Source organism: Microbacterium sp. SD291, assembly GCF_017355365.1.
GTDB lineage: Bacteria > Actinomycetota > Actinomycetes > Actinomycetales > Microbacteriaceae > Microbacterium.
Genome location: NZ_JADIJR010000004.1, coordinates 135808 through 161378 on the forward strand (window position 1 = coordinate 135808; position 25571 = coordinate 161378).

Annotated in this window: 20 protein-coding genes; 13 read left to right on the plus strand and 7 right to left on the minus strand. The window is 69.0% G+C overall.

From position 1 onward, the window contains the following. The first annotated feature begins 58 nt into the window (after positions 1-58). The 10 genes from IPV10_RS03945 to IPV10_RS03990 all read left to right on the plus strand — a co-directional run bounded on the left by IPV10_RS03945 (position 59) and on the right by IPV10_RS03990 (position 13431). A complete protein-coding gene (locus tag IPV10_RS03945) occupies positions 59-997 on the plus strand; it encodes a carbohydrate ABC transporter permease (protein ID WP_207480630.1) in 939 nt (312 codons plus the stop codon). Beyond that, positions 997-1908 (plus strand): carbohydrate ABC transporter permease, encoded by a 912-nt coding sequence (locus IPV10_RS03950; RefSeq protein ID WP_242684618.1) that lies wholly within the window; start codon positions 997-999, stop codon positions 1906-1908. Before IPV10_RS03945 ends, IPV10_RS03950 begins: the two co-directional genes overlap by 1 nt. A gap of 3 nt (positions 1909-1911) precedes the next feature. Further along, entirely contained in the window at positions 1912-2580 is a 669-nt protein-coding gene (locus IPV10_RS03955; protein ID WP_207480634.1) for a DUF624 domain-containing protein, read from the plus strand. Beyond that, complete coding sequence (locus tag IPV10_RS03960; RefSeq protein WP_307861050.1) at positions 2577-3575, plus strand: hydroxyacid dehydrogenase; 999 nt, start codon at positions 2577-2579, stop codon at positions 3573-3575. The genes IPV10_RS03955 and IPV10_RS03960 overlap by 4 nt, the downstream gene beginning before the upstream one ends. A gap of 119 nt (positions 3576-3694) precedes the next feature. Then, positions 3695-4855, plus strand: a complete 1161-nt coding sequence (locus IPV10_RS03965; protein WP_207480636.1) for a Gfo/Idh/MocA family protein — start codon at positions 3695-3697, stop codon at positions 4853-4855. Beyond that, complete coding sequence (locus tag IPV10_RS03970) at positions 4855-6066, plus strand: dihydrodipicolinate synthase family protein (protein ID WP_207480639.1); 1212 nt, start codon at positions 4855-4857, stop codon at positions 6064-6066. Before IPV10_RS03965 ends, IPV10_RS03970 begins: the two co-directional genes overlap by 1 nt. Then, positions 6063-6983 (plus strand): sugar phosphate isomerase/epimerase, encoded by a 921-nt coding sequence (locus tag IPV10_RS03975; RefSeq protein WP_207480640.1) that lies wholly within the window; start codon positions 6063-6065, stop codon positions 6981-6983. Before IPV10_RS03970 ends, IPV10_RS03975 begins: the two co-directional genes overlap by 4 nt. Positions 6984-7108: 125 nt before the next feature. Next, positions 7109-7864: a sugar phosphate isomerase/epimerase gene (locus tag IPV10_RS03980; protein ID WP_207480642.1), complete on the plus strand. Its 756-nt coding sequence runs from the start codon at positions 7109-7111 to the stop codon at positions 7862-7864. Between the two features lie 181 nt (positions 7865-8045). Next, positions 8046-11447: a discoidin domain-containing protein gene (locus tag IPV10_RS03985; RefSeq protein ID WP_207480645.1), complete on the plus strand. Its 3402-nt coding sequence runs from the start codon at positions 8046-8048 to the stop codon at positions 11445-11447. A 46-nt stretch (positions 11448-11493) separates the two neighbouring features. Continuing rightward, on the plus strand, positions 11494-13431 hold the full coding sequence (locus IPV10_RS03990) for a chondroitinase-B domain-containing protein (RefSeq protein ID WP_207480647.1): 1938 nt from the start codon (positions 11494-11496) through the stop codon (positions 13429-13431). A gap of 55 nt (positions 13432-13486) precedes the next feature. Here the strand turns inward: IPV10_RS03990 and uxaC are convergent, their stop codons facing one another. After that, on the minus strand, positions 13487-14899 hold the full coding sequence (gene uxaC, locus IPV10_RS03995; RefSeq protein ID WP_207480649.1) for a glucuronate isomerase: 1413 nt from the start codon (positions 14897-14899) through the stop codon (positions 13487-13489). Positions 14900-15069: 170 nt separating this feature from the next. Here uxaC and IPV10_RS04000 point away from each other — a divergent pair, with 170 nt between their 5' ends. Then, complete coding sequence (locus tag IPV10_RS04000) at positions 15070-16404, plus strand: mannitol dehydrogenase family protein (RefSeq protein ID WP_207480651.1); 1335 nt, start codon at positions 15070-15072, stop codon at positions 16402-16404. A gap of 1 nt (position 16405) precedes the next feature. Further along, complete coding sequence (locus tag IPV10_RS04005; protein WP_207480653.1) at positions 16406-17449, plus strand: LacI family DNA-binding transcriptional regulator; 1044 nt, start codon at positions 16406-16408, stop codon at positions 17447-17449. A gap of 123 nt (positions 17450-17572) precedes the next feature. Here IPV10_RS04005 and IPV10_RS04010 read toward each other — a convergent pair whose 3' ends face one another. Genes IPV10_RS04010 through IPV10_RS04035 form a run of 6 tightly spaced genes read right to left on the minus strand, consistent with a single transcriptional unit; the run spans position 17573 to position 24312 of the window. Then, the gene (locus tag IPV10_RS04010; protein WP_207480655.1) at positions 17573-19057 is read right to left on the minus strand and encodes a polysaccharide lyase 6 family protein; all 1485 of its coding nucleotides are present in this window, start codon (positions 19055-19057) and stop codon (positions 17573-17575) included. Between the two features lie 41 nt (positions 19058-19098). Continuing rightward, a complete protein-coding gene (locus IPV10_RS04015) occupies positions 19099-20409 on the minus strand; it encodes an alpha-L-fucosidase (RefSeq protein ID WP_207480657.1) in 1311 nt (436 codons plus the stop codon). Continuing rightward, positions 20406-21131 carry a tyrosine-protein phosphatase gene (locus IPV10_RS04020; protein WP_207480659.1) on the minus strand — a complete coding sequence of 242 codons (726 nt, stop codon included), beginning with the start codon at positions 21129-21131 and terminating at the stop codon, positions 20406-20408. The genes IPV10_RS04015 and IPV10_RS04020 overlap by 4 nt, the downstream gene beginning before the upstream one ends. Positions 21132-21146: 15 nt before the next feature. Next, entirely contained in the window at positions 21147-22013 is an 867-nt protein-coding gene (locus tag IPV10_RS04025) for a carbohydrate ABC transporter permease (protein WP_207480661.1), read from the minus strand. Next, the gene (locus IPV10_RS04030; protein ID WP_307861051.1) at positions 22010-22981 is read right to left on the minus strand and encodes a sugar ABC transporter permease; all 972 of its coding nucleotides are present in this window, start codon (positions 22979-22981) and stop codon (positions 22010-22012) included. Before IPV10_RS04030 ends, IPV10_RS04025 begins: the two co-directional genes overlap by 4 nt. Beyond that, on the minus strand, positions 22978-24312 hold the full coding sequence (locus IPV10_RS04035; protein ID WP_207480663.1) for a sugar ABC transporter substrate-binding protein: 1335 nt from the start codon (positions 24310-24312) through the stop codon (positions 22978-22980). Before IPV10_RS04035 ends, IPV10_RS04030 begins: the two co-directional genes overlap by 4 nt. A 130-nt stretch (positions 24313-24442) precedes the next feature. Here IPV10_RS04035 and IPV10_RS04040 point away from each other — a divergent pair, with 130 nt between their 5' ends. Beyond that, entirely contained in the window at positions 24443-25453 is a 1011-nt protein-coding gene (locus IPV10_RS04040) for a hydroxyacid dehydrogenase (RefSeq protein ID WP_207480665.1), read from the plus strand. Positions 25454-25571 lie beyond the last annotated feature (118 nt).

Here is a 25571-nt window from a genome sequence, read left to right on the forward strand (position 1 = left end):
CCTCGGGGCCGGCCGCAGAAGCGGCCGGCCCCGAACCCTCTACCCAGGAGACGAGAACATGACAACCATCGAGGCCGACGACACCGGCACGAGGACGCCGAAGAAGGCGCTTCCGAAACGACGCTCGGCGCTGCGACGCAAGAACGCACTGATCGGCTGGAGCTTCATCCTGCCGAATTTCGTCGGGTTCGGATTCCTGACCCTGCTGCCAGTGCTGATCCTGTTCTATATGGCGTTCACGAACTGGAACGTCTTCGGCAAAGCCGACTGGGTCGGCATCGCGAACTTCCAGCGCCTGCTCGGTGACGGCAGCTTCCGCATCGCGTTCTGGAACACGATCTACTACTCGGTGATGCACATCCCGCTGACGATCGTCGTCTCGCTCGGGCTCGCACTGCTGCTGAACAACCGACTGCGCGGTGTCGCGTTCTTCCGCACCGCCGCCTTCTTCCCGTACATCACCTCGATCGTCGCGATCGCCGTGGTGTGGAACCTCCTCTTCAGCCCCGACTACGGCCCCATCAACGAGATCCTCCGTGCGATCGGCATCTCAGAGCCTCCTGGGTGGCTGACGTCTTCGGAGTGGGCGATGCCGGCAGTGGTCGTCGTCAGCACCTGGCGCGACATGGGTTACTACATGATTCTGTTCCTCGCCGGCCTGCAGACAGTGCCGCGCGAACTGCATGAAGCGGCACGCATGGACGGCGCGAATGTGTGGGAACGGTTCGTGAACGTGACCCTGCCGAGCCTGCGCCCGACGATGTTCTTCGTCACCGTCATGCTCACCATCAACTCGTTCAAGATCTTCGACCTGATTCTCGTGATGACCGATGGCGGTCCGGGTCAAGCAACCCTGGTGTTGTCGCAGTTCATCTACAAGAAGGGTTTTGAGGAGTCGCAGTTCGGCTACGCATCCGCCGCCGCTGTCGCCCTGTTCTTCCTCTGCATCCTCGTCACCATCGGTCAGTTCCTGTGGAACAAGAAGCGGAGCGCATGATGAGTGAGACCCAGCTGCTGGTCACCGGCCAGAAGAAGCTCCGCAGCCTCAACGCCCCGGCGCCTCGCCGAGTCGGCCAGTCCGCCGCCGGCCGCACCGCGGCGCGCACCGTCGGCTACATCGCACTGATCGTGTTCGCGCTGGCGCTGCTCGCACCGTTCTTCTGGATGGTGATGAGCTCGCTGAAGAACGCCAACGAGGTGTTCTCGGTGCCGGTGGTCTGGGTGCCGGACGCCTTCGTGTGGCAGAACTACATCGACATCTGGTCGAAGTCGAACATGCTGGTGTGGATCCGCAACACGCTCGTGCTCGCCGTGAGCGTCACGTTCCTGCAGGTGCTCACCGGCTCCTTCGCCGCCTACGGGTTCGCGAAGATGCGTTTCGCCGGCCGCGACATCCTGTTCCTCACCTACATCGGCACGATTGCGGTGCCGTGGCAGTCGTACATGATCCCGCAGTTCATTCTGATGTCGAACCTCAAGGTGTCCAACACTCTCTGGTCGATCATCCTGCTGCAGGCTTTCGGCGCCTTCGGAGTGTTCCTGATGAAGCAGTACTACGAGACGATCCCCGAAGAGCTCAGCGAAGCCGCCCGCCTCGACGGCCTCAGCGAGTACGGCATCTGGCGGCGCATCATGCTGCCGCTGTCGGTGCCTGCGATCGCCAGCCTCACCATGCTCACCTTCGTGAACACGTGGAACGACTACCTCGGCCCGCTGATCTACCTGCGAAACCCTGACCTGTGGACCATCCAGCTCGGTCTGAAGAGCTTCGTCTCGAATCTGTTCGACACGAACTATGCGCTGCTGTTCGCCGGGCTCACGATCTCGGTCGTACCGATCGCGCTGATCTTCCTGCTCGGGCAGAAGTACTTCGTCGAGGGCATCGCGACCAGCGGAATGAAGGGCTGAGTCATGAAGCGCATTCCGCACGACACCTGGGCCACAATCCTCGGTGTCGTCTACCTCGGCCTCATGGTCAACCTCTTCGTCCTACTCGCGGCACTCCCGCTCGTGGTGCTGTTGGTGACCACGGACCCGGCACTGTCGTGGCCGTCGCTGGCCGTCGCCGCTCCACTCGCTGCCCCGGCCCTGCCTGCCGCCTTCACGGCGTTCCGAGAGTTCGGTGCGGGCGAGACTCACGTGATCCGTTCGTTCCTCCGGGGCTGGCGGAGCATCTGGCGCAAGGCCATGCTGCTGGGTCTCGCCGGAACGGCCGTCATCGTCGTCGTGCTCGTGGACGTGCGCGCGATGGCGGATGCCGCGGCATCCGCTGTCATCGTCCCCATGCTCGGCATCGTCGCCGTGCTCACCGCAGCAACCGCGCTGGTGAGCCTGGTGGCGCTCGCCGAAGCGCCGCAGGCTCGAATCCGTGACATTGCCAAGGCCGCGCTGTACCTCAGCCTGCGGCGCTGGTACCTGACCGCCGTTTCGTTCCTCGTGCTCGGCGTGCAGGTCGCGCTGTTCACCACGATGCCTGCGATCGCCGTCGGACTCACCTGCGCACCGGTGCTGTACGTCGTGTGGGCGAACAGCCGGTACACGCTGCGGCCTGTGCTCGAGCTGGAAGAGGCTCTCGCGTGAGCGCACGCGTTCGCACATGGATGAGTCAGGACGTCTTTGATCTGCTCTTCGACGACGCCCGGCTCGAGCGGCTCCGGTCACTGACTTCATCGCCGACGCTCCAGCGTGCGGATCTCCCTCACGAGCCCGGTGTCATCGACGACACCGAGATCTTGATCACCTCCTGGGGTGCGCCGCGGTTGGACGCCGAATTGCTCGCCCGGATGCCGAATCTGCGGGCAGTGGTGCATGCTGCCGGCAGCGTGCAGGGACTCGTGTCCGACGCGCTCTGGGACCGAGGGATCATCGTGACCTCCGCTGCCGACGCCAACGCGATTCCGGTGGCTGAGTTCACCTTCGCCACAATCGTGCTCGCGTTCAAGCGCACGTTCATTCATGTGCGCAGCCAGTCCGTTGAGGCGCTCAGCTGGGGTCATGAGCTGACATCGCGCTCATACGGAAGCGTCGGGCGCACGGTGGGAGTCGTAGGCTTCTCGCGCATCGGCCGGCGGGTGGTGCGGATGCTGGGTGCACTCGACGGCATCCGGATCCTCGTCGCCGATCCTTTCGTCGATCCCGAGGTCGTTGCCGCGGCCGGCGCGACCCTGGTGCCGCTGGAGGCGCTGCTGGGCGAGGTCGACGTGCTCTCGCTCCACGCGCCGGGCTTGCCTGCGACCAGGCACATGATCGGGGCTGCGGAGCTCGCGGCCCTCCGCGATGGCGCCACCGTGATCAACACCGCCCGCGGGGCGATTCTCGATCATGACGCGCTTCTTGTGGAGTGTTCGTCAGGGCGGATCAACGCGGTGCTCGACGTCACCGATCCTGAGCCGTTGCCGATGGATGCGCCGTTGCGCGGGCTGCCCAATGTCGCGTTGACGCCGCATATCGCGGGCTCCATGGGGGCGGAGGTGCGCCGGCTCGTCGACTCGGCGCTCGATGACATCGAGACGCTGATCGTGGGCGGACCGCTGTCATCGGCAGTGACGCGCAACGAGATGGAGGTGAGCGCGTAGCGCGCTCACCGGCCTGCATCTCATACGCCGCTTGCGCAAGACGGCTCGGCGTGGCACTCTATTGGAAAGCGCTTACCCGAATCGGCGGAGCGCAAGGACTTGTGAAGAACGGACCAGCAATGACACAGGCGAGCACCCGCGAGATCGGGATCATCATGAACGGCGTCTCCGGGCGCATGGGCTACCGTCAGCACCTCGTGCGCTCGATCCTCGCGATCCGCGACCAGGGAGGCATCGAGCTCTCCGACGGCTCCCGCGTGACGGTGAAGCCGCTGCTCGTCGGCCGCAACGAGCAGAAGCTCTCCGAGCTCGCAGCACTGCACGGCATCGAGGACTACACCACCGACCTCGACGCCGCCCTGGCGGACCCGAAATGGGAGATCTACGCCGACTTCCTCGTGACGAAGGCCCGCGCATCCGCGATCCGCAAGGCGATCGCCGCCGGCAAGGCAATCTACACCGAGAAGCCCACCGCGGAGTCCCTCGAAGAGGCGCTCGAACTCGCGCGCCTCGCGCAGGAGGCCGGCGTCAAGACCGGCGTCGTGCACGACAAGCTCTACCTCCCCGGCCTGCAGAAGCTCAAGCGCCTGATCGACTCCGGCTTCTTCGGCCGCATCCTCTCGGTCCGCGGCGAGTTCGGCTACTGGGTCTTCGAGGGTGACTGGCAGCCGGCGCAGCGCCCCAGCTGGAACTACCGCGCCGAAGACGGCGGCGGCATCATCTCCGACATGTTCCCGCACTGGAACTACGTGCTGGAGAACCTGTTCGGCGAGGTCAAGAGCGTGTACGCGCAGGCGGCAGTGCACATCCCGGAGCGCTGGGACGAGAACGGCGACAAGTACACCGCGACCGCCGAAGACGCCGCGTACGGCATCTTCGAGCTCGAGGGCGGCATCGTCGCCGAGATCAACTCCTCGTGGACCGTGCGCGTGAACCGCGACGAGCTCGTCGAGTTCCAGGTCGACGGCACCCACGGATCCGCCGTGGTAGGCCTCTTCGGCGCCAAGATCCAGCCGCGCAACGCCACCCCGAAGCCCGTGTGGAACCCCGACCTCGAGGACACCCGCGACTACGACGCCGACTGGCAGAGCGTCCCGACGAACGACGTCTTCCTGAACGGCTTCCGCCAGCAGTGGGAGGAGTACCTCGAGTCGTACGTGCTCGGCACCGATTACGCCTTCGACCTGCTCGCCGGCGCCCGCGGCGTGCAGTTCGCCGAGGCCGGCCTCACCTCCAGCGCCGAGGGCCGCAAGGTCGCGATCGAGCAGCTGTCCCTCTGATGAGCGACCTGAAGCTTCTCGCCGTCGACGGGGCGCTGAGCACCGCCGCGCTGAACGAGGGCGGCGGGTACACCCGCCCGGCCGCCCCGCTGCAGAGCCGCGTCGCCTACGCCGCCGCGCACGTGGTGCCCAGAGTGCACGCGGACAACACCCCCGGCCAGCCCGCCGACATCGACTGGGACTCCACCCTCGCGTTCCGCCGCAGCGTGTACTCCTGGGGCCTCGGCGTCGCCGACGCCATGGACACGGCGCAGCGGAACATGGGTCTCGACGCCGCGGCGACCCGCGAGCTCATCGCCCGCAGCGCCGAGGTCGCCCGCGAGGAGGGCGGCTCGGTCGTGGTCGGCGTCAACACCGACCACGTTCTCGAGCAGCGCATCTCGCTCGATCAGGTGATCGACGCGTACAAGGAGCAGCTGCACTTCACCGAGGAGCAGGGTGCGGGTCCCGTGCTGATGGCGTCCCGTCATCTCGCACGCGTGGCGACGAGCGCCGACGACTACCGCCGCGTGTACCGGTCGGTTCTCGAGTCCGCGACGGTTCCGGTCGTGCTGCACTGGCTCGGCACGGCCTTCGACCCGGAGCTCGCGGGCTATTTCGGCGCGGATGACTGGCAGACGGCATCCGCGGTGCTGCTGGACATCATCGGCGAGAACCCGGACAAGGTCGCGGGCGTCAAGATGAGCCTGCTGAATGCCGAGTCCGAGATCTCGGTGCGGGCGCAGCTGCCGGACGGCGTGCGCATGTTCACCGGCGACGACTTCAACTACGTCGGCCTGATCGGCGACTCCGCGGTCGACCCTGGCTGGGTCCCTGAGCCCGTCGAAGGGGCACAGCCCGCACCTCGCACCCATTCGGATGCTCTCCTCGGCGCGTTCGCCGCGATCACGCCGGTCGCCTCCGCGGCGATCCAGGCGCTGGATGCCGGCGACCCTGCTCGCTACCTCGAGATCCTCGGCCCGACCGAGGAGCTCAGCCGCCAGGTGTTCGCAGCTCCCACGTTCTATTACAAGACCGGCGTCGCGTTCCTCGCCTGGCTGAACGGCCACCAGCCGGCCTTCCAGATGGTCGGCGGCCTGCACTCGGCGCGGAGCCTCCCGCACCTCAGCCGGATCGTCGAGCTCGCGAACGCCTCGCTCGCGCTCGAGAACCCCGAGCTCGCACGCGATCGCTGGCACGGGATGCTGCGCCTGAACGGAGTGGACGCATGAGCGGCCCTTCGACAAGCGCAGGGGCTCAGGAGGATGGGTCGCTGAGCCTGTCGAAGCGTCCTGACCCGCGCCTGTCGATCAACCAGGCCACCATCAAGTACGCGAATCTCGAGACCGCGCTGAAGGTGACGGCGGATGCCGGCATCCAGGCCATCGGCCTCTGGCGCGAACCCGTTAACGAGGTCGGCCTCGACGTCGCCGCAGGGATGCTGTCTGACTCGGGCCTGCGCTTCACGACCCACTGCCGCGGCGGGTTCTTCACGCTGCCGGAGGGTCCTGAGCGGCTCGTGGCCCTCGACGACAACCGCCGGGCGATCGAGGAGACCGCGACCCTCGCCGCTGCGGGGGCCGAAGGCTCGACCGCGACCCTGGTGCTCGTCGCCGGCGGTCTGCCGGAGGGCTCCCGCGACCTGATCGGCGCGCGCGAGCGCGTGCGCGACGCGATCGGCACGCTCGCTCCGTTCGCCGAGCAGGCAGGCGTGACCCTCGCGATCGAGCCGCTGCATCCGATGTACGCATCCGACCGGGCCGTCGTCTCGACGCTCGGCCAGGCGCTCGACATCGCCGCGGACTTCGAGCCGTCGGTCGTCGGCGCCGCTGTGGACACCTTCCACATCTGGTGGGACCCTCAGGTGCTGGAGCAGATCGCCCGCGCCGGCCGCGAAGGTCGCATCACCACGTACCAGGTGTGCGACTGGAAGACGCCGCTGCCCGCCGACGTGCTGCTCTCGCGGCACCACACGGGGGACGGCGTCATCGACTTCGCTTCGCTCACCGAGGCAGTGGTCGCGACCGGCTACGACCGCGACATCGAGGTGGAGATCTTCAACGCCGACATCTGGGCGCAGGACCCGGCTGAGGTCGTCCGGCGGACCGCCGAGGCGTTCGGCGCGGCGGTCTCACCGCACCTCCGCTGACGTCCGCGGAGAGATGCGTTTCGTCTCGTTCCGCTCGCTCGACGACCGGTGTCCCCCGACGGTCGTCGCGCGACGGGGCGAGGCGGAACGCACTTGCGGAGCACGATTTCAGACAGGATGAACCCATGACCAAGATCCGCCCCGGCCTGTGCTCGGTGACTTTCCGCACTCTCGCTCCCGAGCAGATCGTCACGCTGGCGGCGGATGCCGGGCTCCAGGTCATCGAGTGGGGCGGCGACGTCCACGTCCCTCCGGGGGATCCGGTGCGTGCGGCCGAGGTCGCGAAGGCGACGACGGATGCCGGCCTCGCGGTCGCCTCGTACGGCTCGTACTTCCGCGCCGGCGCTGACGAGAGGCTGACACCGGTCCTCGACAGCGCCGAGGCGCTGGGAGCGGATCGGGTGCGGATCTGGGCCGGTTCCGTCGACTCGGCCGTGGCCACTGAGGACGACTGGACAGGAATCGTCGCGCGCCTGCGGGACGCCGCGTCCGAGGCGGGGGAGCGCGGCATCGGACTGGCACTCGAGTTCCATTCCAACACCCTCGCCAGCACCGCCCCGGCGACCCTGCGGCTGCTCGCCGAGGTCAGCAGCCCCTGGCTCAGCACCTACTGGCAGCCGACCGTCGCGGCATCCGTCGACGCCGTGATCGACGAGTACCGAGCGGTCGCCGCGCACACCAGCGCCGCGCACGTCTTCTCCTGGTGGCCGGCCACCGAGCGCCTGCCGCTGCGCGCACGAGACGCGCTCTGGCGCCGGTTCTTCGCGGAAGCCGCTCAGGCCGAGCGCCCGCCGCGCGATGCCCTGCTGGAGTTCGTCCCCGGCGACGACCCCGCGCTCCTGGCGTCGGAGGCCGCGAACCTTCGCTCCTACCTCGGCTGACGTCGCGCCGCAGCACCCGCCTCCGGAGGCGCACGCGGCCCGGTTCGAGGAAACAGGGTTTCATCCCTTCCTTGGCAAACGGTTGCCAGATACTCTGGTGCGGCACTCACCCAAATGGCAAGAACTTTTACGAAGGCGCGACATGCGCGCCTGAACCGTTCTCGCCGAGTAGGAGACGAAGATGTCGCACGCTCACCTGTCCGTCCGTCGCCGGTCGATCGCGGCCTTCGCAGCGCTCGCCGTCGCCGTCCCGCTCGCGCTGGCTCTCGACGGCGCAGCGGCGCCGGCATCCGCCGCCGATCCCGGGATCACCGAAGGGCTCGATCTCAGTGCCGGCAACCGCCGGGCGCCGGTACCCGGCCTCTACGACTGGAGCAGAGCCGGTTACCGGGGAGGACAGCAGCTGCCGGACACCGCGGCACTCACGCCGCGCGCGCAGTGCGACATCACCGCGGCCGAGCTCGCGAGCATCCACGGGGTGCACCCGGGAGACGGCGCCGACGACACCGCCGGTATCCAGTCGGCGATCGACGCGATCCGCACCGACTGCTCGCCGACCGCCGGCTTCGAGTCCCTCAGCCGCATCACGCTTCCCGCCGGACGCCTCGACGTCACGCGTGAACTGCACCTGGATGCCGACTACCTCGTGATCCGCGGGGCGGGATCGGATGCCGCGACCGGCACCAGCCTCGTCTACCGGCCCGACGCGGACACGCGATACGACACCGTCACGGCCGACGGTTCCGAGTGGGACAAGGACGCGATGACCTCGGGAGCCGGCAGCGGCGGCTGGCTGTGGCCGGGGCGCGGCCTGTTCCGCGTGCAATCCAGAGATGTGCACCCCGCCTACGCAAGTGACCATGCCGCGGCACCCGCGAACCGCAAGGACCTCTTCGAGGGCACGGTCAACGTGCACTGGAAGGTGGGCGTCGCCCTGCGCGCGAAGACCGGGGATGCCGGCTACTCCGCCCGTGCAGGCGACACCGTCGTGCACCTCGCCACCAGCGGCTCGATGACCGACTTCGGCGTCGGTGCGCTGGTGAACATCCGCGCCGCGAACTCGATCGGCTTCTACGAGCAGCAGGAGGCCCTGCCGACCGAGCATCCGCTGCAGAACCTGCACATGCGTCAGCAGATCTTCCGCATCGTCGCGAGCGACGCCACCGCGCGCACGATCACGCTCGACAAGCCGCTCGAGTACGACGTGCCGGTGAACTCCACCTCCGACGGCTCCGCGGCGATCGACGGCAAGGTCTACGCGTCCAAGGCCGCGCCGATCGTCGACCCCGTCGTCGGCGTCGGCATCGAGGTGCTCTCGTTCACGCAGGAGATCGCCGGTCAGACGCCTGCGGATGCCGCGCACGACTACGGCAACCTCGTTCCCGACCAGGCGATGCACGGCATCGTGTTCAAATGGGCCGTGGACTCGTGGGTGCGCGGCATCCGCGCCGAGATGACGGGGTCGCACCCGATCGTCACCGAGGAGGCGAAGAACCTCCAGATCGTCGACAACGAGCTGATCGGCTCCTGGAACAAGGGCAAGGGCGGCAACGGCTACTTCCGCGGCTCCCGGGTCTGGGACTCGCTCTACGCCGGCAACGTGTCTCGCGGGCTTCGCCACTTCACGTTCCAGTGGTCGGCATCCGGCAACGTCGTGATCGGCAACGACTTCGACTCCGACCTGAACCTGCACGGCGGGTGGGAGCGGAACAACCTGTTCGAGTTGAACAGGGTGACCGTGCCGTACGCGCACCGCACCGGCAACTGCAGCTCGAACTGCGGCGAGGAAGGCGGAGGTGGACCGGACGACTCCAACTGGTTCCCGATCTGGTGGGGAGCCGGCAAGAAGGCGGTGAAGTGGTCGGGGTCATCCGGGCCGATGAATGTCTTCTTCAACAACGACATGTCCAAGCAGCTCGGCAGCGACACGGCCGCCTACACCCCGTACCTCGCCGACCGTCACCGCATCCTGCAGTTCGGCTGGGACGGCAGCGGCTGGCGCCACCTCGACAGCGGCGGGACACCGATCACCGACTGGGCGCACAACGAGACGCGCGACTACGGCGGCGGGCACGGCGTGCACGACGAGCTGACGGATGCCGCGGAGTCGCTGTTCCTGAAGACCGTCGCTGCCGGCGGGGGAGGGACGCCGACGCCGACCCCGACGCCCACTCCGACTCCCACGCCCACTCCCACTCCCGCCGAGATGCTGATCTCGCAGGGGCGGCCGGCGACGGCATCCTCACTGGAGACCTCTTCGTTCCCGGCATCCGCCGCGGTCGACGGCTCGACCACCACCCGCTGGGCGAGCCTCGAGGGCGTCGACCCGCAGTGGATCACCGTCGATCTCGGCGCCGGCGCCACGGTGTCGAAGGTGGTGCTGAACTGGGAGGCGGCGTACGCCTCGAAGTACCGGGTGGAGCTCTCCGCCGACGGCTCGACCTGGACCACGCTCAAGACCGAGGCCGCCGGCGACGGCGGCCTCGACGAGCTGACCGGGCTGAGCGGCACCGGCCGCTACCTCCGGGTGTACGGCACCGCGCGCGGCACCTCCTACGGCTACTCGCTGTGGGAGCTGCAGGTGTACGGCACCGCAGGCACCGGAACCCCGCCGACCGGCGGGAGCGTCGTGGACGTGTCGTCCGCGGGTCAGCTGTCGGCAGCGCTCGCGGCGGCGGCTCCCGGTCAGACGATCCGTCTCGCGGCCGGGACCTACCGCGGCAGCTTCATCGCGACGACGCCGGGCACGGCATCCGCGCCGATCACCCTCACCGGCCCGCGCACCGCCATCCTCACGAACGACGGTCCGAGCGGCACGCTCACCGGATGCCCGCAGCCGACCGCCGGATGGAACTCCGGCTACGGGCTCTGGCTGTTCGGCGCCTCGCACTGGAACGTCATCGGGCTGACGATCGCCGAGTCGAAGAAGGGCATAGTGCTGGACGCTGCGACCCACGTCACGATCGACGGGGTGCTGGTGCGAGACATCGCCGAGGAGGGAGTGCACTTTCGCCGGTCCTCGGCGGACGGCGTCATCCGCGACTCCGAGATCGTCCGCACCGGGCTCGTCAAGCCCGGCTACGGCGAGGGCGCGTACCTCGGGTCGGCGAACTCGAACTTCGGATGCTTCGGCGACTCCAGCGGGCGCGACAGGTCCGACCGCGTGCAGGTGCTCGACAACACCTTCGGCCCGGGGATCGCCGCCGAGCACATCGACGTCAAGGAGGGCACGGAGGGCGGCGTCATCCGCGGCAACACCTTCGACGGCACCGGCCTCTCCGGTGAGAACTCGGCGGACTCCTGGGTCGATGTGAAGGGCAACGGCTATCTCATCGAGAGCAACGATGGCAGCTTCTCCTCGCCCGGCACCTTCGCCAACGGCTACGAGACCCACAACCCGCTGACCGGATGGGGATGCGGCAACGTCTGGCGGAGCAACGCCTCCGACCTCGGCGACGCCGGGCGGTATGCCGTGTTCGTCAGCTCGACCTCGAAATGCTCCGGCAACCCGAACAGGGTGTACGCGTCCAACACCGTGACGAACGCCGTCACCGGGCTCACCAACATCACGGTCATCCCGTGACACCCGCGCAGTAACCCCCACCCCATCAATGAAGATCGGAACCCGCATGATGAAAACCACCCATCGGATCGTCGCGGTGCTCGCGGCGGCGACGCTGTCGCTGACCTGCGTGCCTGCGGCTGCCGGCGCCGCCGAGATCGCGCCGCAGTCCGCGGCGCCCGCGCTGCCGGCCGGGCAGGCGGGCCCGCTCACGGCCGCCGAGGTCGGACCGCTCTCCGAGACCCTCATCTCGCAGGGCCGCCCGGCGACGGCATCCTCTCTGGAGACGTCCGCTTTCCCGGCATCCGCCGCAGTGGACGGATCGTCGACCACACGCTGGGCGAGCCTCGAAGGCATCGACCCTCAGTGGATCACGGTCGACCTGGGCGAGGGAGCCTCGGTGTCGCGCGTGCTCCTGAACTGGGAGGCGGCGTACGCGAGCAGGTACAAGGTGCAGATCTCGGTCGACGGCACGAACTGGACCACGCTCAAGGACGAGACCGCAGGCAACGGCGGCACCGACGACATCACGGGCCTGAGCGGCACCGGTCGCTACCTGCGGGTCCACGGCGCCGCGCGCGGCACCGCCTACGGGTACTCGCTGTGGGAGCTCCAGGTCTACGGCACGCCGGGAACCACGGGCGGCGGCAGCACCGGCGAGACCACGGCCGTCACCTCGATCTCGGCTCTGCAGAGCGCGGTCAGCAACTCTGATCCCGGCGACACGATCGTGCTGAAGAACGGCAGCTACAGCGTCTCCTCGGCGGTGAGCATCGGATCCAGCGCCTCCGGAACCTCGTCCGATCCGGTGACCGTCAAGGCCGAGACCGTCGGCGGAGTGACGCTGACCGGATCATCGAGCTTCTCCTTCTCCGGCGTGCACGACATCAGCATCCAGGGTTTCAGGTTCACCCAGTCGACGACGATCGACGTGGGCTCGAGCAGCAAGGCGGTGGACTTCGTCCGCAACGAGTTCGTCTTCTCCGACACGGCGGAGCACAACCTGATCGTGCGGTCCGACGATTCCGAGATCGCGTACAACTGGTTCCACGGCAAGGACTCGATCGGCGTCTACCTCGGTATCGAAGGGCCGGGCACTGACACCGTCGCCAAGAACTCCCACATCCACCACAACTACTTCTCAGACCACAACTTCACCGGCACCAACGGCGGCGAGTCGATCCGTCTCGGCACCAGCCCCAAGGCGCTCTCCAGCGGCGGCGCGATCGTGGAGTACAACCTCTTCGAGAACGCCGACGGAGACCCCGAAGCCATCTCGGTGAAGACGAGCGGCCACACCATCCGGTACAACACGATCCGCAACAGCAAGGGCGGCATCGTGCTGCGCCACGGCAACGACAACAAGGTCCTGTCGAACTACATCCTGAACGGCGAGAACGGCATCCGCATCTACGGCAACGATCACGTCGTCATGAACAACTACGTGAGCGGAATCAGCGAGACGGACGGCTCGATCATCGTCGGCGCCGGCACGGTGCGCGATCATTTCGTGGGTGAGAGCAGCGAGTCGCGCAAGCAGTATGACGCTCCCGATCGCATCCGCATCGGCCTGAACACCGTGGTGAACAACGTCAACGGCCTGGCGGGGGAGACGCACCGCCCGCTCCCGCCGCTGCGGGTGACGATCGTCGACAACATCTTCCAGGGGGCGACCGGCAAGCTCGCCGATGTGCCGCTCATGCAGGACTTCTACTGGCGCGGCAACATCCTGTGGGGCGCGGCCGCCAACGGCAACATCCCCACGGTGGGCTACACGCGGGTGAACCCGCAGCTCGCGCAGGATGCAGCCGGCGTGTGGAAGATCGGTTCGTCGAGCCCCGCGGTGAACACGGCTTTCATGACCGATCATGGCACCTGGGTGACGGATGACATCGAGGGTCGTCAGCGTGCGGGCGTCTACGACGTCGGCGCGCACGAGGTGACCACCAACGCGGCGACCCGCGCTCCGCTGACCACCGCGAAGGTCGGCCCGAACGCGCCGTAGCGCGGGGGAGGAGCGCCGGGGAGGGTCTCCTCCCCGGCGCTCCTTCGTGCCCGGCTCAGCGCGGGATGCGGAACGTGTCGTACGGGATGCGCTGCACGAGGTCGAGTGCGATGTCGGCGGCATCCGCTTCCGTGAGCCGGTGCGTCGCCACGAGGGACGCGAGGTACGCGGCATCCGCCCGTCGCGCCATGTCGTGCCGTGCCGGGATGGAGCAGAACGCCCTGGTGTCGTCGATGAAGCCGGAGGTCTTCGAGAACCCGGCGCTGTCGGTGATGGCGCGGCGGTACCGCTCCATGGCGTCCGGGGTGTCCAGGAACCACCACGGCGCTCCCACGTACACGCTCGGGTAGAACCCGGCGAGCGGCGCGAGCTCGCGCGAGAACGCGGTCTCGTCGACCGTGAACAGCACCAGCCGGAGCGCGGTGCCGGTGCCGAAGTCGTTGAGTGCGCGCCGCAGCGGCTCGGTGAAGGTCGTCGGCAGCGGGAGGTCATGCCCGGTGTCGGCGCCGTGGCGTTCGAGGGTGGGCGCGTGGTGGTTGCGATGCACCCCGGGGTGCAGCTGCATCACCATGCCGTCCTCTGCGGACATCTCGATCAGGCGGTACAGGATGTCGCGACGATAGGCGACACCCTCGGCCGCCGTGGCTCTGCCGCGGAGCCCGGCGACGTGGATGCGCTCGGCCTCGGCCGAGTCGAGCGGCGACGCCCACGAGTCCGCGACGCCGGTGTCGGTCGAGGTGCCGCCGACGCTGCGGAAGAACGCCCGCCGATCCCGCAGCGCGTCCAGCAGGCCGGCGTGCGTACCGCACGGGATCCCGGATGCCGCGGCGAGCCGGTCGAGCGAAGGCAGCCATCCGGGGGCCGACGGGTCCATGATGCGATCGGCGCGGAAGGTCGGCAGCACGCGCCCGTGGAAGTCGGGATCGGCCGCGAGCGTCCGGTGAGCGGCGAGGTCGTCTGCCGGATCGTCGGTGGTCGCCAGCACGTCGACGCCGAACCGCTCGAACAGCGCGCGGGGGCGGTAGGCGTCGTCCGTGAGCCGTTCGGCGATCTCGTCGTAGACGGCATCCGCGGTCTCGGCCGACAGCCGGGTGGTCACGCCGAAGACCTCTCCGAGCTGATACTCGAGCCAGTACTGCACGGGCGTCGCCCGGAACAGGTGCCAGTGCGAGGCGAGCACGCGCCACGCCTCGCGCGGGTCGACGGCGGGCTCGCCGGCTGGGGCCTGCACCGTGCCGAGAGGAACGCCCGCGCCGTGCAGCACCCGGGTCACGTAGTGGTCGCCGGTGACGAGCAGCTCGGTCGGGGAGGCGAACGGCGCGTCATCGGCGAGCATCGACGCCGACACGTGCCCGTGCGGGGAGCAGATCGGTGCATCCGCGACCGTGAGATAGAGCTCTCGTGCGATGTCTCGGGTGTGCGGGTCGCTCGGGAAGAGGCGATCCGGATGCATCATCGTGGTCGGCATGCTGTCCTTCGGCGCGGTCGTGCGGTGGCGGCGAGGCGGGCTCGTCCCCGCTTCGACGCTACAGGTCGTGCGCCGGGTTGGCAACCGTTTGCCATAGAATGTCGGAAGCTGATGACGACGTCGGCCGAGACACGGCCCGGAGTCAGCCGGCCGAGACATGAGGAGATGGCATGCACGACCGGCATCCCCGCCCTGAGGCGCCCACGATCGTCCACCTGGGCGTCGGCGCGTTCCACCGCGCGCACCAGGCCTGGTACACGCATCTGGCATCCGGCGCGGGGGAGCGGTGGTCGATCACGGCGTTCACCGGGCGGTCAGCCGCGCAGGCGCGGCTGCTGGAGGCGCGGGGCGGGCGCTACACGCTGCTCACCCGCGGCCCTGAGCGCGACGCGTTCACGCAGATCGACAGCATCCGCTCCGTGCACGACGGCGCGGAGCGACGCGTCTGGGAAGCGGCGCTCGCCGACCTGGCCACGCACGTGATCACCCTCACGGTCACCGAGGCGGGATACGGCCTCGGCGGACGCGGGGGGCGCGGCGGGGGAGCCGCCGCTGTCGACGCGGATGTCCGTCGCGCGATGGGCGATCCCGAAGCGCCGATCATGACGGCACCGGTGCGTCTCGCACTGGGGCTCTCGGCGCGGCGGAACGCCGCAGCAGGGCCGATCACGGTGATCAGCTGCGACAACCTCAGCAGCAACGGCGCGGTGACCCGCTCCGTCGTGCTCTCCGCCGCCCGGACGATCGACCCCGCCCTCGCGGACTGGATCGACGCGAACGTCGCATTCCTGTCGTCGATGGTCGATCGCATCACGCCGCGCACGACCGACGCCGACATCGACGAGGTCCAGCGGGCGACCGGCATCCGCGACGAAGGCGCCGTGGTGACCGAGCCGTTCTCGGAGTGGGTGATCGAAGACGGGTTCGCGGGCCCCCGCCCCGCGTGGGAGCACGTCGGCGTCCGCCTCACCCATGACCTGGAGCCGTATGAGAACCGCAAGCTCCGGATCCTGAACGGCGCGCACTCGCTGCTGGCCTACCGGGGTCTGCTGCGCGGGTTCGGCGACGTCGCCACGGCCTTCGGCGATCCCGCCCTGCGCGCACTGGTCGAGGAGTACTGGGAGGTCGCGGCGGCGAGCTGTGACCTCCCCGCAGCCGAGCTCGCCGAGGCGATCGCGGCGACCCGCTCCCGATTCGCGAACCCGCGCATCCGTCATCTTCTCGCGCAGATCGCGACGGACGGCGCGCACAAGCTTCCGCAGCGCGTCGTCCCGGTGCTGGCGCACGCGACGCTCGCCGGACGCGCCGCCGCCGCCGCGGCATCCGCCATCGCGGCCTGGGCCGTGTGCGGCGGTCATTCCGGTGCCGAGATCGACGTGCTCCTCGCGGATGCCGGGGACGCGGATGCCGTTCGCGCGATGCGCGCGTCGATCGACCGGGAACTCCGTAGGCTGGAGGGCGACCCGAGCGGCGCCGCATCGCGCGCCGAAGCAGTGAGGAGCTGACATGGCAGACGACAGTGCCGTCGACACGCCATCGGAGCCGGATGCTGCGCCGCAGCAGCAGGAGAGCGTGACGATCTACGACGTCGCGAAGCTCGCCGGAGTGAATCCCTCGACCGTGTCGCGGGCGCTGAACCGTCCTGGGCGGGTGAACGCCGTCACCGAACGGCGTATCCGTGCTGCAGCAGAGTCGCTCAACTACCACGTCAACCCCATGGCCAGGGCGCTGCCCACAGGGCGCACCTCGATCGTCGGCCTCGTGGTGTCCGACATCACGAACCCGGTGTTCTTCGACGTCATCCGCGGTGCCGAGGCGGCCGCGACCCGCGCGGGGTACACCCTGGTGCTCACCGAGTCGGAGGAATCCGACGAGCGCGAGTACGAGCGCGCGCAGCGGATGCTGCGCATGGTCGACGGGCTGGTCCTCGCCACGCCGCGCATGTCGGACGACCAGATCACGGCGCTCGGCAGGCAGAAGCCCGTCGCGGTCGTGAACCGCCTGGTCGACGACGTGCTCTCCGTCGTGCCGGATGTGCAGCACGGCATCGCCGAAGCCGTGCGCCACCTGCGCGCGCTCGGCCACAGCCGGATCGCGTACGTGCCGGGTCCGCCGCTGTCGTGGATGGCGCGGAGACGCGGCGAGCTGCTCGCGCAGCGCTGCGAATGGGCGCACATCGAGCTCGTCGCGCTGGACCCTGTCGCCCCCACCGTGCTCGGCGGGCGCACCGCGGCGGTCGCGGTGCGCGACAGCGGGGCGACCGCGGTGTTCGCGTACAACGACCTGATCGCGATCGGCCTCATGCAGGAGCTCGTCGAGACCGGCATCCGGATCCCGGCCGACATCAGCGTCGTGGGGTTCGACGACATCTTCGGCGCGGACTTCACCTCGCCCTCGCTCACCACAGTGAAGTCGCCGCTGCGCGAGGGCGGCGACCACGCGATGAGCGCACTGCTCGGGCGCGTGACGGGCGGCGACGCCCCGAGCGGCGGCTTCGACCTCGCCACGACGCTCGTGGTGCGCGGGTCGACCGGCACAGCCAAGGCCTGAGCCGGGGCGCCGGCATGCGGTGCGCGATCCGCGGCCATCGCACCGGCGCGGCACGGAAGAGGCGGCCGGCGGCACTCGGGAACGTCCACGACGCGAGTGCTGCCGGCCGCCGGCCGGATCGGATCAGGGCGCGAACGGCCCGACGTCCGCGGTGGTGAGAGGCTCGCGCCGAGCAAGCCCCGCACCGAACTCGTGCGCGCCGACGTCGGCGATGCCGGCGCGGCGGCGACCCTCGATGTCGTCGCGGGCGTACGCCGCGTGATCCTGCGTCGCCGCGTCGATCGCCGGGCTGGTGGCGCCGATGCGCAGCACGTCCGCGCCGTCGCGGGTGAGCTGCGGGTCCACGCGCGTGAAGCCGTCTGCGGGGATGTCCCCGTCCGGTGCCGCACCCCACAGGATGTTGCCCGCCCAGGTAAAGCCGCTCGACACCGGAACCTTGGCGAGGATGCCCTCTTCGCCCTGGAAGATGTTGTCGACGATCACGCAGTCGGTCGGCGCGATGGGGCGATGCGTCTCCCCGGAGATGCCGCCGGCGTTGCCGACGATGGTGTTGAGGGCGATGCGCACCCGGTCTGCCGCGTCGTTCTTGTTGCGCGAGTTCGCGGGCTCTCCCTCGTAGTGGTCCTTGAGGGTGCCCGCGCCGAGCACGAGTGCGGTGTCGGCCGTCTCGCCGATGTAGTTGTTCACGATCAGGTGATCGTTGCCGTAGATGCGGATGCCGCGCTCGCCGCGGATGATGTGGTTCGACTCGACCGTCGTGCGGTTGCCGTGGCGCAGTACGATGCCGCCGCCGCTGTCGCGGATGGTGTTGAAGCGGATGACGTTGTCGCTGGACTTCACCGAGATGGCCTCGGGGTCGCCGTTGGTGCGCTCGAACAGGTTGTACTCCACCACCGCGTGGGCGCTGCTCAGCGCACGCGGGCTCACGCCGAGCCGGATCGGCTCGCCGCCGTTGGCGCCGGCGAACGTGTGGTCGGAGAAGTGGTTGTGGTGGATGTGGACGTTCTCGGCCATCTCGGTCGAGCCCCCACCCTCGATGCCGAGGAAGATGCCGAGAGTCGACTTGCCGTGGAAGTGGTTGTACTCGACGACGGTGTCGTCGGCGCGCACCATCACGCAGTGCATGCCCTCGATGTCGGCGAGCACGAACTCGTTGCGGCTCAGTGTGATCGCCCGGCAGTTCGCGGGGATCTCCAGCGTCGTCGACTGCGTGAACACGAAGCCGCTTATCGCGACGTCGTGGGTTGCGTCGAAGGCGAAGCTCCGCGCGCCGGTGAGGGTGACCCCGCCGACCGACTCGGCCATGATCGTGAGCGGCTTGTTCCAGCGTCCGCCGACTCCGGCGAGGTCGATCGCCGCCCCCTCCGGAACCGCGTAGGTGCCGTTCGCGACGATGATCGTCCCGCTCGCCTCCGGGGTCGCTGAGGCGATCGCGGCCTGGAGCTCCTCGAGCGACGCGACGTAGGAGTACGGTCCGCGACCTGGCAGCATCGGGACGGTCCCGGATGCCGGGGCCCGGCCGAGCGTCGACGCGCCCGCCTGCTGCGGGATGGCGATGGCAGCCGCGGCACCGGCGACGGCGGACAGGATGAATGTACGGCGCTTCATGTTTCCTCCTCGTTGAGGGTTGGGGTAGGGGTTTCGTTGAGTCAGGTCGTTTCGGGATCCAGGAACAGCTCGACGACGGGCACGGGGGAGTCCGGTCGCTGGATCGGCAGCTGCAGGGTGAGCGTGCCCTCGGGCAGGCCGCCCATCAGCGTGTTCTGGGCCTGGCGGTGCGGATCGATGCGCAGCGGCACCAGCTCGGAGGCATCCGTCATGAGCTGGGCGTACCGCACCCTTCCCGCCAGCCCTGGCAGGTGCAGGTGCTTGAAGGGCCAGGAGAAGAGGTGCACATACAGCCGGTCGCCGCGGAGCGTATAGCGGGTGTCGCTCGGGGCCGGCCACGGGGCGGGGCCGGCGCCGTGGATCGAACGGGCATGATCGTCCATCCAGTCAGCGATCTCATCGAAGGTGCGCTGCGCGGTGCGGTCGATGCGGCCTCGCCCGTCCGGGCCGACGTTCAGCAGCAGGTTCCCGTCCTTGGAGACGCCGTCGATCAGCAGCTTGATCAGCGACTCGGAGCTCTTCGAGTCGAGGTTGTCGCGGTCGTAGCCCCAGCTCCCGTCGAGCGTCTGGCACGCCTCCCACGGCACCGGCCGGCCGTCGCGCTCCATCGGCGCCAGCGGCTGGTACTGCTCCGGCGTGACGATGTCGCCGGGGATGCCGAGGCGATCGTTGACGATGATGCCGGGCTGCAGCGCCCGCACCAGGCACAGCAGGTTCTCGGCATCCCAGTCCGCCGCCCCCTTGCCGCCCCAGTAGTCGGGGCGGTGCGTGTAGGAGAAGTCGAAGAAGAGGTAGTCGATCTGGCCGTAGCCGGTGAGGAGCTCGCGCACCTGCCCGTGGAGGTAGCGCTGGTAGTCGCGGATGTCGCGGTTGGCGGTCGCCGCCTTGAACTCCTCGTCGTCGCGCTGCGGGTGCGTGCCGTCGACCGGGAACGACTCGTGGTGCCAGTCGATCAGGGAGTAGTAGAGCCCGACCCGCAGACCCTCGGCGCGGCACGCCTCGACGAACTCGGCGACCGCGTCGCGGCCGAACGGCGTGTTCACCGAGGTGTAGCCGGTGAGCTTCGAGTCCCACAGGCAGAAGCCGTCGTGGTGCTTGGCGGTGAGCACGACGTACCCGGCGCCGGCGGCCTTCGCGGTGCGCGCCCAGGCGCGGGGGTCGTAGCGGTCGGGGTCGAAATGCTCGCGGTACCCCTCGTAGTCGGCATCCGTCATCCGCTCGCGGTTCTTCACCCACTCGTGGCGGGCGGCGAGGGAGTACAGACCCCAGTGCACGAACATGCCGAGGCGGGCCTCGGTGAACCAGGCGAGCTGAGGGCCCTGCTTCTCGATGCGACCGGCGGATGCCGTCATGACGGAGCTCCTTCGTGAGGGGTGACGAGTGCGTTGCGGAGGGCGGCGAGCTCCTCGCGGGTGAGTGCGTGGCCCAGGAGATACTCGGCGGCCGACCCCCACTGGGCATCGAGGTTCGCGAGGGTCGCGCGCATCACCTCGGCGGGGGATTCGGTGGCGAGCATCCACGCGTGCCGGGACTCGGGGTACTTCGCGGCGAGGCGCTCCGAGGTCGCACGCCGATGCGCGGCCGGGATCAGGTCGGCGGTCAGCGCATAGTCGGCGACGACGGCATCCCGGTCCGCTCCGACGGCCGCGAGGGCGAGGGCGATCGTGATCCCGGTGCGGTCCTTGCCCGCCGTGCAGTGCACGAGGGTCGGCTCTCCTGCCGCGATGATCCGCATCGCGCTGACCAGTGCGGCGGCGGAGCCTGAGAGCAGGTGCGCGTAGATCTCGCCGAGGCTGTAGTCCTCGAGGAAGAACGAGCGGGCCGATCCGAGATACAGCGGCAGGCGGGTGATCCGGATGCCGGACGCTGCGGTCACGTCGTCCGCGACCTCGTCGTCGGCCCGGAGGTCGACGATCCGCCGTACCCGGGCGCGGAGCTCGTCCGCCGCATCCGGACCCAGCCCGGCGAGATGGCCCGAGCGGAACAGCCGTCCGCTGCGGATCGTCCCGGTCGCCGCCGGGATTCCGCCGACATCGCGGAATCCGGTCACGCCGTCGATCGCGATCACCGTCATCGCAGCATCCCCTGGTCAGCCCTTGAGCGCGCCGGACGTGAGCCCGCGCGCGAACGAGCGCTGGAACAGCAGGAACACGATCACCGACGGCGCGAGGGCGAGCAGCGAGGCTGCCATGACGACGCCGGGGGTGACCTCCGGCTCGATGCGCAGGGTGCGCAGGGCCAGCGGCAGCGTGTACGTGTCGCTCGAGGTGGAGACGAGCAGCGGCAGCAGGTACTGGTCCCAGATCATCGTGAAGCCGAACACGCCGATCACGCCGATCGCGGGCTTGCACAGCGGCACGATGATCTGCGCGAAGACCCGGAGCTCGCTCGCGCCGTCGATGCGCGCGGCCTCCTCGAGTTCGAGCGGGACGTCCTTCATGAACTCGGTCATCACCAGGATCGAGAACGCCCAGGCCCCGATCGGCACGATCATTCCGGCGAGCGTGCCCATGAGGTTGATGTGCACGAAGGGGAGGTCGGCCAGCAGGATCGACAGCGGCAGTGCGAGGATCTCGTCCGGCAGCATCATCGTGGCGAGGATGGCGACCAGCGCCAGGGCTGAGAAGCGGAACTTCTTGCGGGCGAGCGCGTAGCCGGCGAGCACCGACACGATCACCTGCAGCAGCAGGCCGAATCCCACCACGAAGAACGAGTTCATCAGGTAGCCGAGCACGCCGAAGTCGAACGCGACGGCGAAGTTCGCAAGAGTCGGGCGGTTCGGGATGATGCTGAGCTCGGTGGGGTCGGAGACCTCACTGAACGCCCCGGAGAGCAGTGCCAGGAGCGGACCGGCGAACAGCGCGACGACGATGGCGTACACGAGCACCTTCACGCCGATCCCGACGAGGGTGCGGCTCTCGGTGAGCCCGAGAGCGGTGTCAGTTCCGACGCTCATGCGTCCTTCTTCCTTCGCAGCATGAGCTGCACGCCGACGGTCAGCACGAGTGTCGCCAGGAACAGCAGGACGGCGCCCGCCGAGCCCACGCCGAGCTTCTGCTGCTCCAGTCCGAGCTTGTAGAGGAGGGTCATCACGACCTCGGTGGCGCCGTTGGGGCCGCCGTTGGTCATCAGGTACACCTCGGTGAACACCCGGAAGCCGCGGATGGCGGCGAGGATGAACAGGATAGAGAACACCGGGCGCAGGCCCGGGAGGGTGACGTGCAGGATGCGCTGCCAGCGGTTCGCGCCGTCGACTGTGGCCGCCTCGTAGAGCCCGCGGTCGATGCCGGCGAGCCCGGCAAGGATGATCATCATGTCGTAGGGGCCGCCGCGCCAGATGCCCATGAGCATGATCGACCACATGGCCGAGTCCGGGCTGTTGATGTATTCGCTGGGGCCGAGGCCGAGCACGCCGACGATCGAGTTCAGGAAGCCGTCGGGCGACGGGTGGTACATGATCCGCCACAGCTCCGCGATCACGGCCATCGGCACGACCACGGGCAGGAAGGCCGCGGAGCGGATGAACGAGAGCTTGCGGGTCTGGCCCTCCAGCAGCAGCGCGAGGGCGAAGCCGAGGAGGAGGCAGCCCGCGGTCTGGCCGAAGGCGAGGATCAGGGTGTTGACGGTCGCGTCGCGGAAGGCGGGGTCGGCGAGGATCGTCTCGTAGTTCTTGGTGCCGACGAACTCGTTGCCGAGGTACGGGCGCACGTTCTCGACCGACATCCCGATGGCCTGGACCATGGGGATGTAGCGGAAGACCAGGAACAGCACGAGGGCGGGGGCGAGGAAGGCCCAGGGAACCCACCACTGTCCCTGCACCCGATGGCGGCGGCGCCGCCTGGCGGGCGGCGGGGACGCGATGGCCCCCGCCGCCGGCTGGGGAGCGTCGGCCGCGGTCGCGGCGTCGGCTGTGTTGATGGTCACTGCTTGAGGATTCCCTGCGTCAGGAGCTCTGCGGTCAGCTTGCCGTCGAGCTTGGTGAGTTCTTCTTCGACGTCGAGCGAGCAGTCCGCGAGCAGCGCGTTGATGGTGTCCGCGCTCATCTGACGGACCGGGGTCCAGCTCGGGATGGTCGGCGCGTAGTGGCCGCTCTCCTTGTACGCCGTCGCGAACGTCTGCCAGCGCGGGTCGTCGCGGACATCGGCGATGTCGACCTTCTCGTTGACCGGAAGCTGGATGGCGAAGGCATCCGAGCCCTCCATGCCGAACTTCTGGGCGTCGGGGCTGACGTACCAGTCGGCGAACGCGGTCTGGCCCTTCTCGTTCTCGGAGCCGGCCATCAGGTAGACCGTGCCGCCCTCGGCGAGCACCGAGGCGTCCTCCGGGCCCTGGGGTGCGGGGACGACCTCGTACTTGTCGGCACCCAGCACCTTGTCGAACCGCGGCATCATGTAGGGCCCGGTGACGTACATGCCGGCGACGCCGGACTCGAACGCCTCGTTGGTCGGCGGGGTGTCCATGCTCGGGGCGCCGGGCTGGACGACACCCGCCTCGCACTGGAGGTCGCGGAACCAGGTCGCCGCCTCGATCGCCTCGGGCGACGTCATGGCAGGGAGCCACTCATCGCCGGAGCCGGTGATGAAGTCGCCGCCTGCCGCCCAGAGGAAGTTCGAGAAGTACCACGACGCGTAGCCGCGCTTGGTCGAGCCGGGGACGGCGAGGCCGTAGGTGTCGGCCTGCCCGTTGCCGTCGGGGTCGTTCGCGGTGAAGGCCTCGGCGACCTCGAGCATCTCGTCCCAGTCGGTGGGCGCCTCGAGGCCCAGCTTCTCGAGCCAGTCGCTGCGGATCATGAGGGCGTTGGCCTGAGCCGAGTAGGGGATGCCGTAGGTCTTGCCGTCGACGGCCTTGCCGGCCTCGAGCGCCTGAGCGGTGAGGTCCTTCGAGTTCTTGATCTCGTCGAGGTCGATCTCGCGGAGGATGCCCTGCGACTGCATGGTGCCGAGCTGGCTGACGTCGTTGAGCACGATGTCGGGCAGGTCCTTCTGGCCGGCGCGCTGCGCGAGCTTGATCTCGAAGTCGTCGAAGATCGCGGTGACCTCGGCCTTGAAGCCGGTGGCCTCGGTGAACGCCTCGACCTGACGGATGGTCGCGGCCTCGCTGGGGCTTCCCGGAGTGGTCCGGGTCCAGATCTCGAGGACGGCCTCGTCGTCCTGCTTCACGCCGGAGCCGCCCTCGGGGGCGGACGTGGCGGAGCAGCCGGCGAGCGCGAGCGTGGCGACGCCGATGACGGCGACTGCTCTCAGATTCGTGTGCATGTGATCTCCCGGGTTTGGCAAACGCTTGCCACTTTGCAAGACGTCGTTGGTGAATCTAACCTAGGGATGCGAGCGCTGTCAATCATTGATCGGATGTTTCGCTTTCGCAGGATGATCGTCAGGAGACGAAGTGGTCGAAGAGGACGTGCGCATCCAGGTGCGCCTGGTGATGGAGGAGAGGCGCCGTGCGGATGTGTATCCGGCCGATGTCCTGGCCGGTATCGACCGTATCGCGGACCTTCGGAGGCCGTTCCTCACGGCGCAGGAGCTCGCGGCGGATCCCGCGGCGCTGCGCGACACCGAGGTGCTTCTCACGGGGTGGGGTGCGCCTGTCGTCGACGCCTCGCTGCTCGAGGCGGCGCCGCGCCTTCGGGCGGTGCTGCATGCCGCCGGATCGGTGAAGCACATCGTCACGGAGGCCGCATGGGAACGCGGCATCACCGTGGTCTCCGCGGCCGCGGCGAATGCCGAGCCGGTCGCGGAGATGACCGCGGCGCAGATCATCCTCGCCGCTCGCGGAGTACCCGGATCGCGTCGGCGCTACCGGTCCGAGCGCATGCTGGCGGCCGCGGCCGCCGCGTCCGGCACGCGCGGGAGCACGGTCGGGCTGGTGGCGCTGGGCGAGATCGGGCGCCGGGTGGCCGAGCGGCTGCGCGGCACGGGCGTACGGCTGCTCGCCGCCGATCCGTTCGCATCGGCGTCGGATGCGCTCGACCTCGGGGTGGAGCTGGTCTCGCTCGAGGAGCTGTTCTCGCGGTGCCGGGTGGTCAGCCTGCACGCCCCGCTGCTGCCGTCGACCGAGGGGATGATCGGCGACGCGCTGCTCGAGCGGATGCCGGAGGGTGCGACCCTGATCAACACCGCGCGAGGCGGGCTGATCGACGAGGAGGGGCTGGTCGACGTCCTCTCCCGGCGCGCCGATCTCACGGCACTGCTGGATGTCACGGCGCAGGAGCCGCCGGCCGCGGACTCGCCGCTGTGGAGCCTCGAGAACGTCGAGCTGACCCCGCACGTCGCCGGGTCGATGGGGTCCGACCGCGGGGCGATGGGGCAGCTCGTCGCGGACGAGCTCCAGCGGCTCATCGAAGGCGCTCCGCTGCGGCACCGCATCGAGCGGGAGGCCCTCGCGCGCATGGCATGACCCGGCAACCGATTGCCACGTTGTTACCCGCTCTGGTCCGGAGTGCCGCGCGCAGTATGCTCGGGGCATGAACATGCCGGAAAGCCCTTCCCGCACGCGTCAGTCACGTCACGCGCGC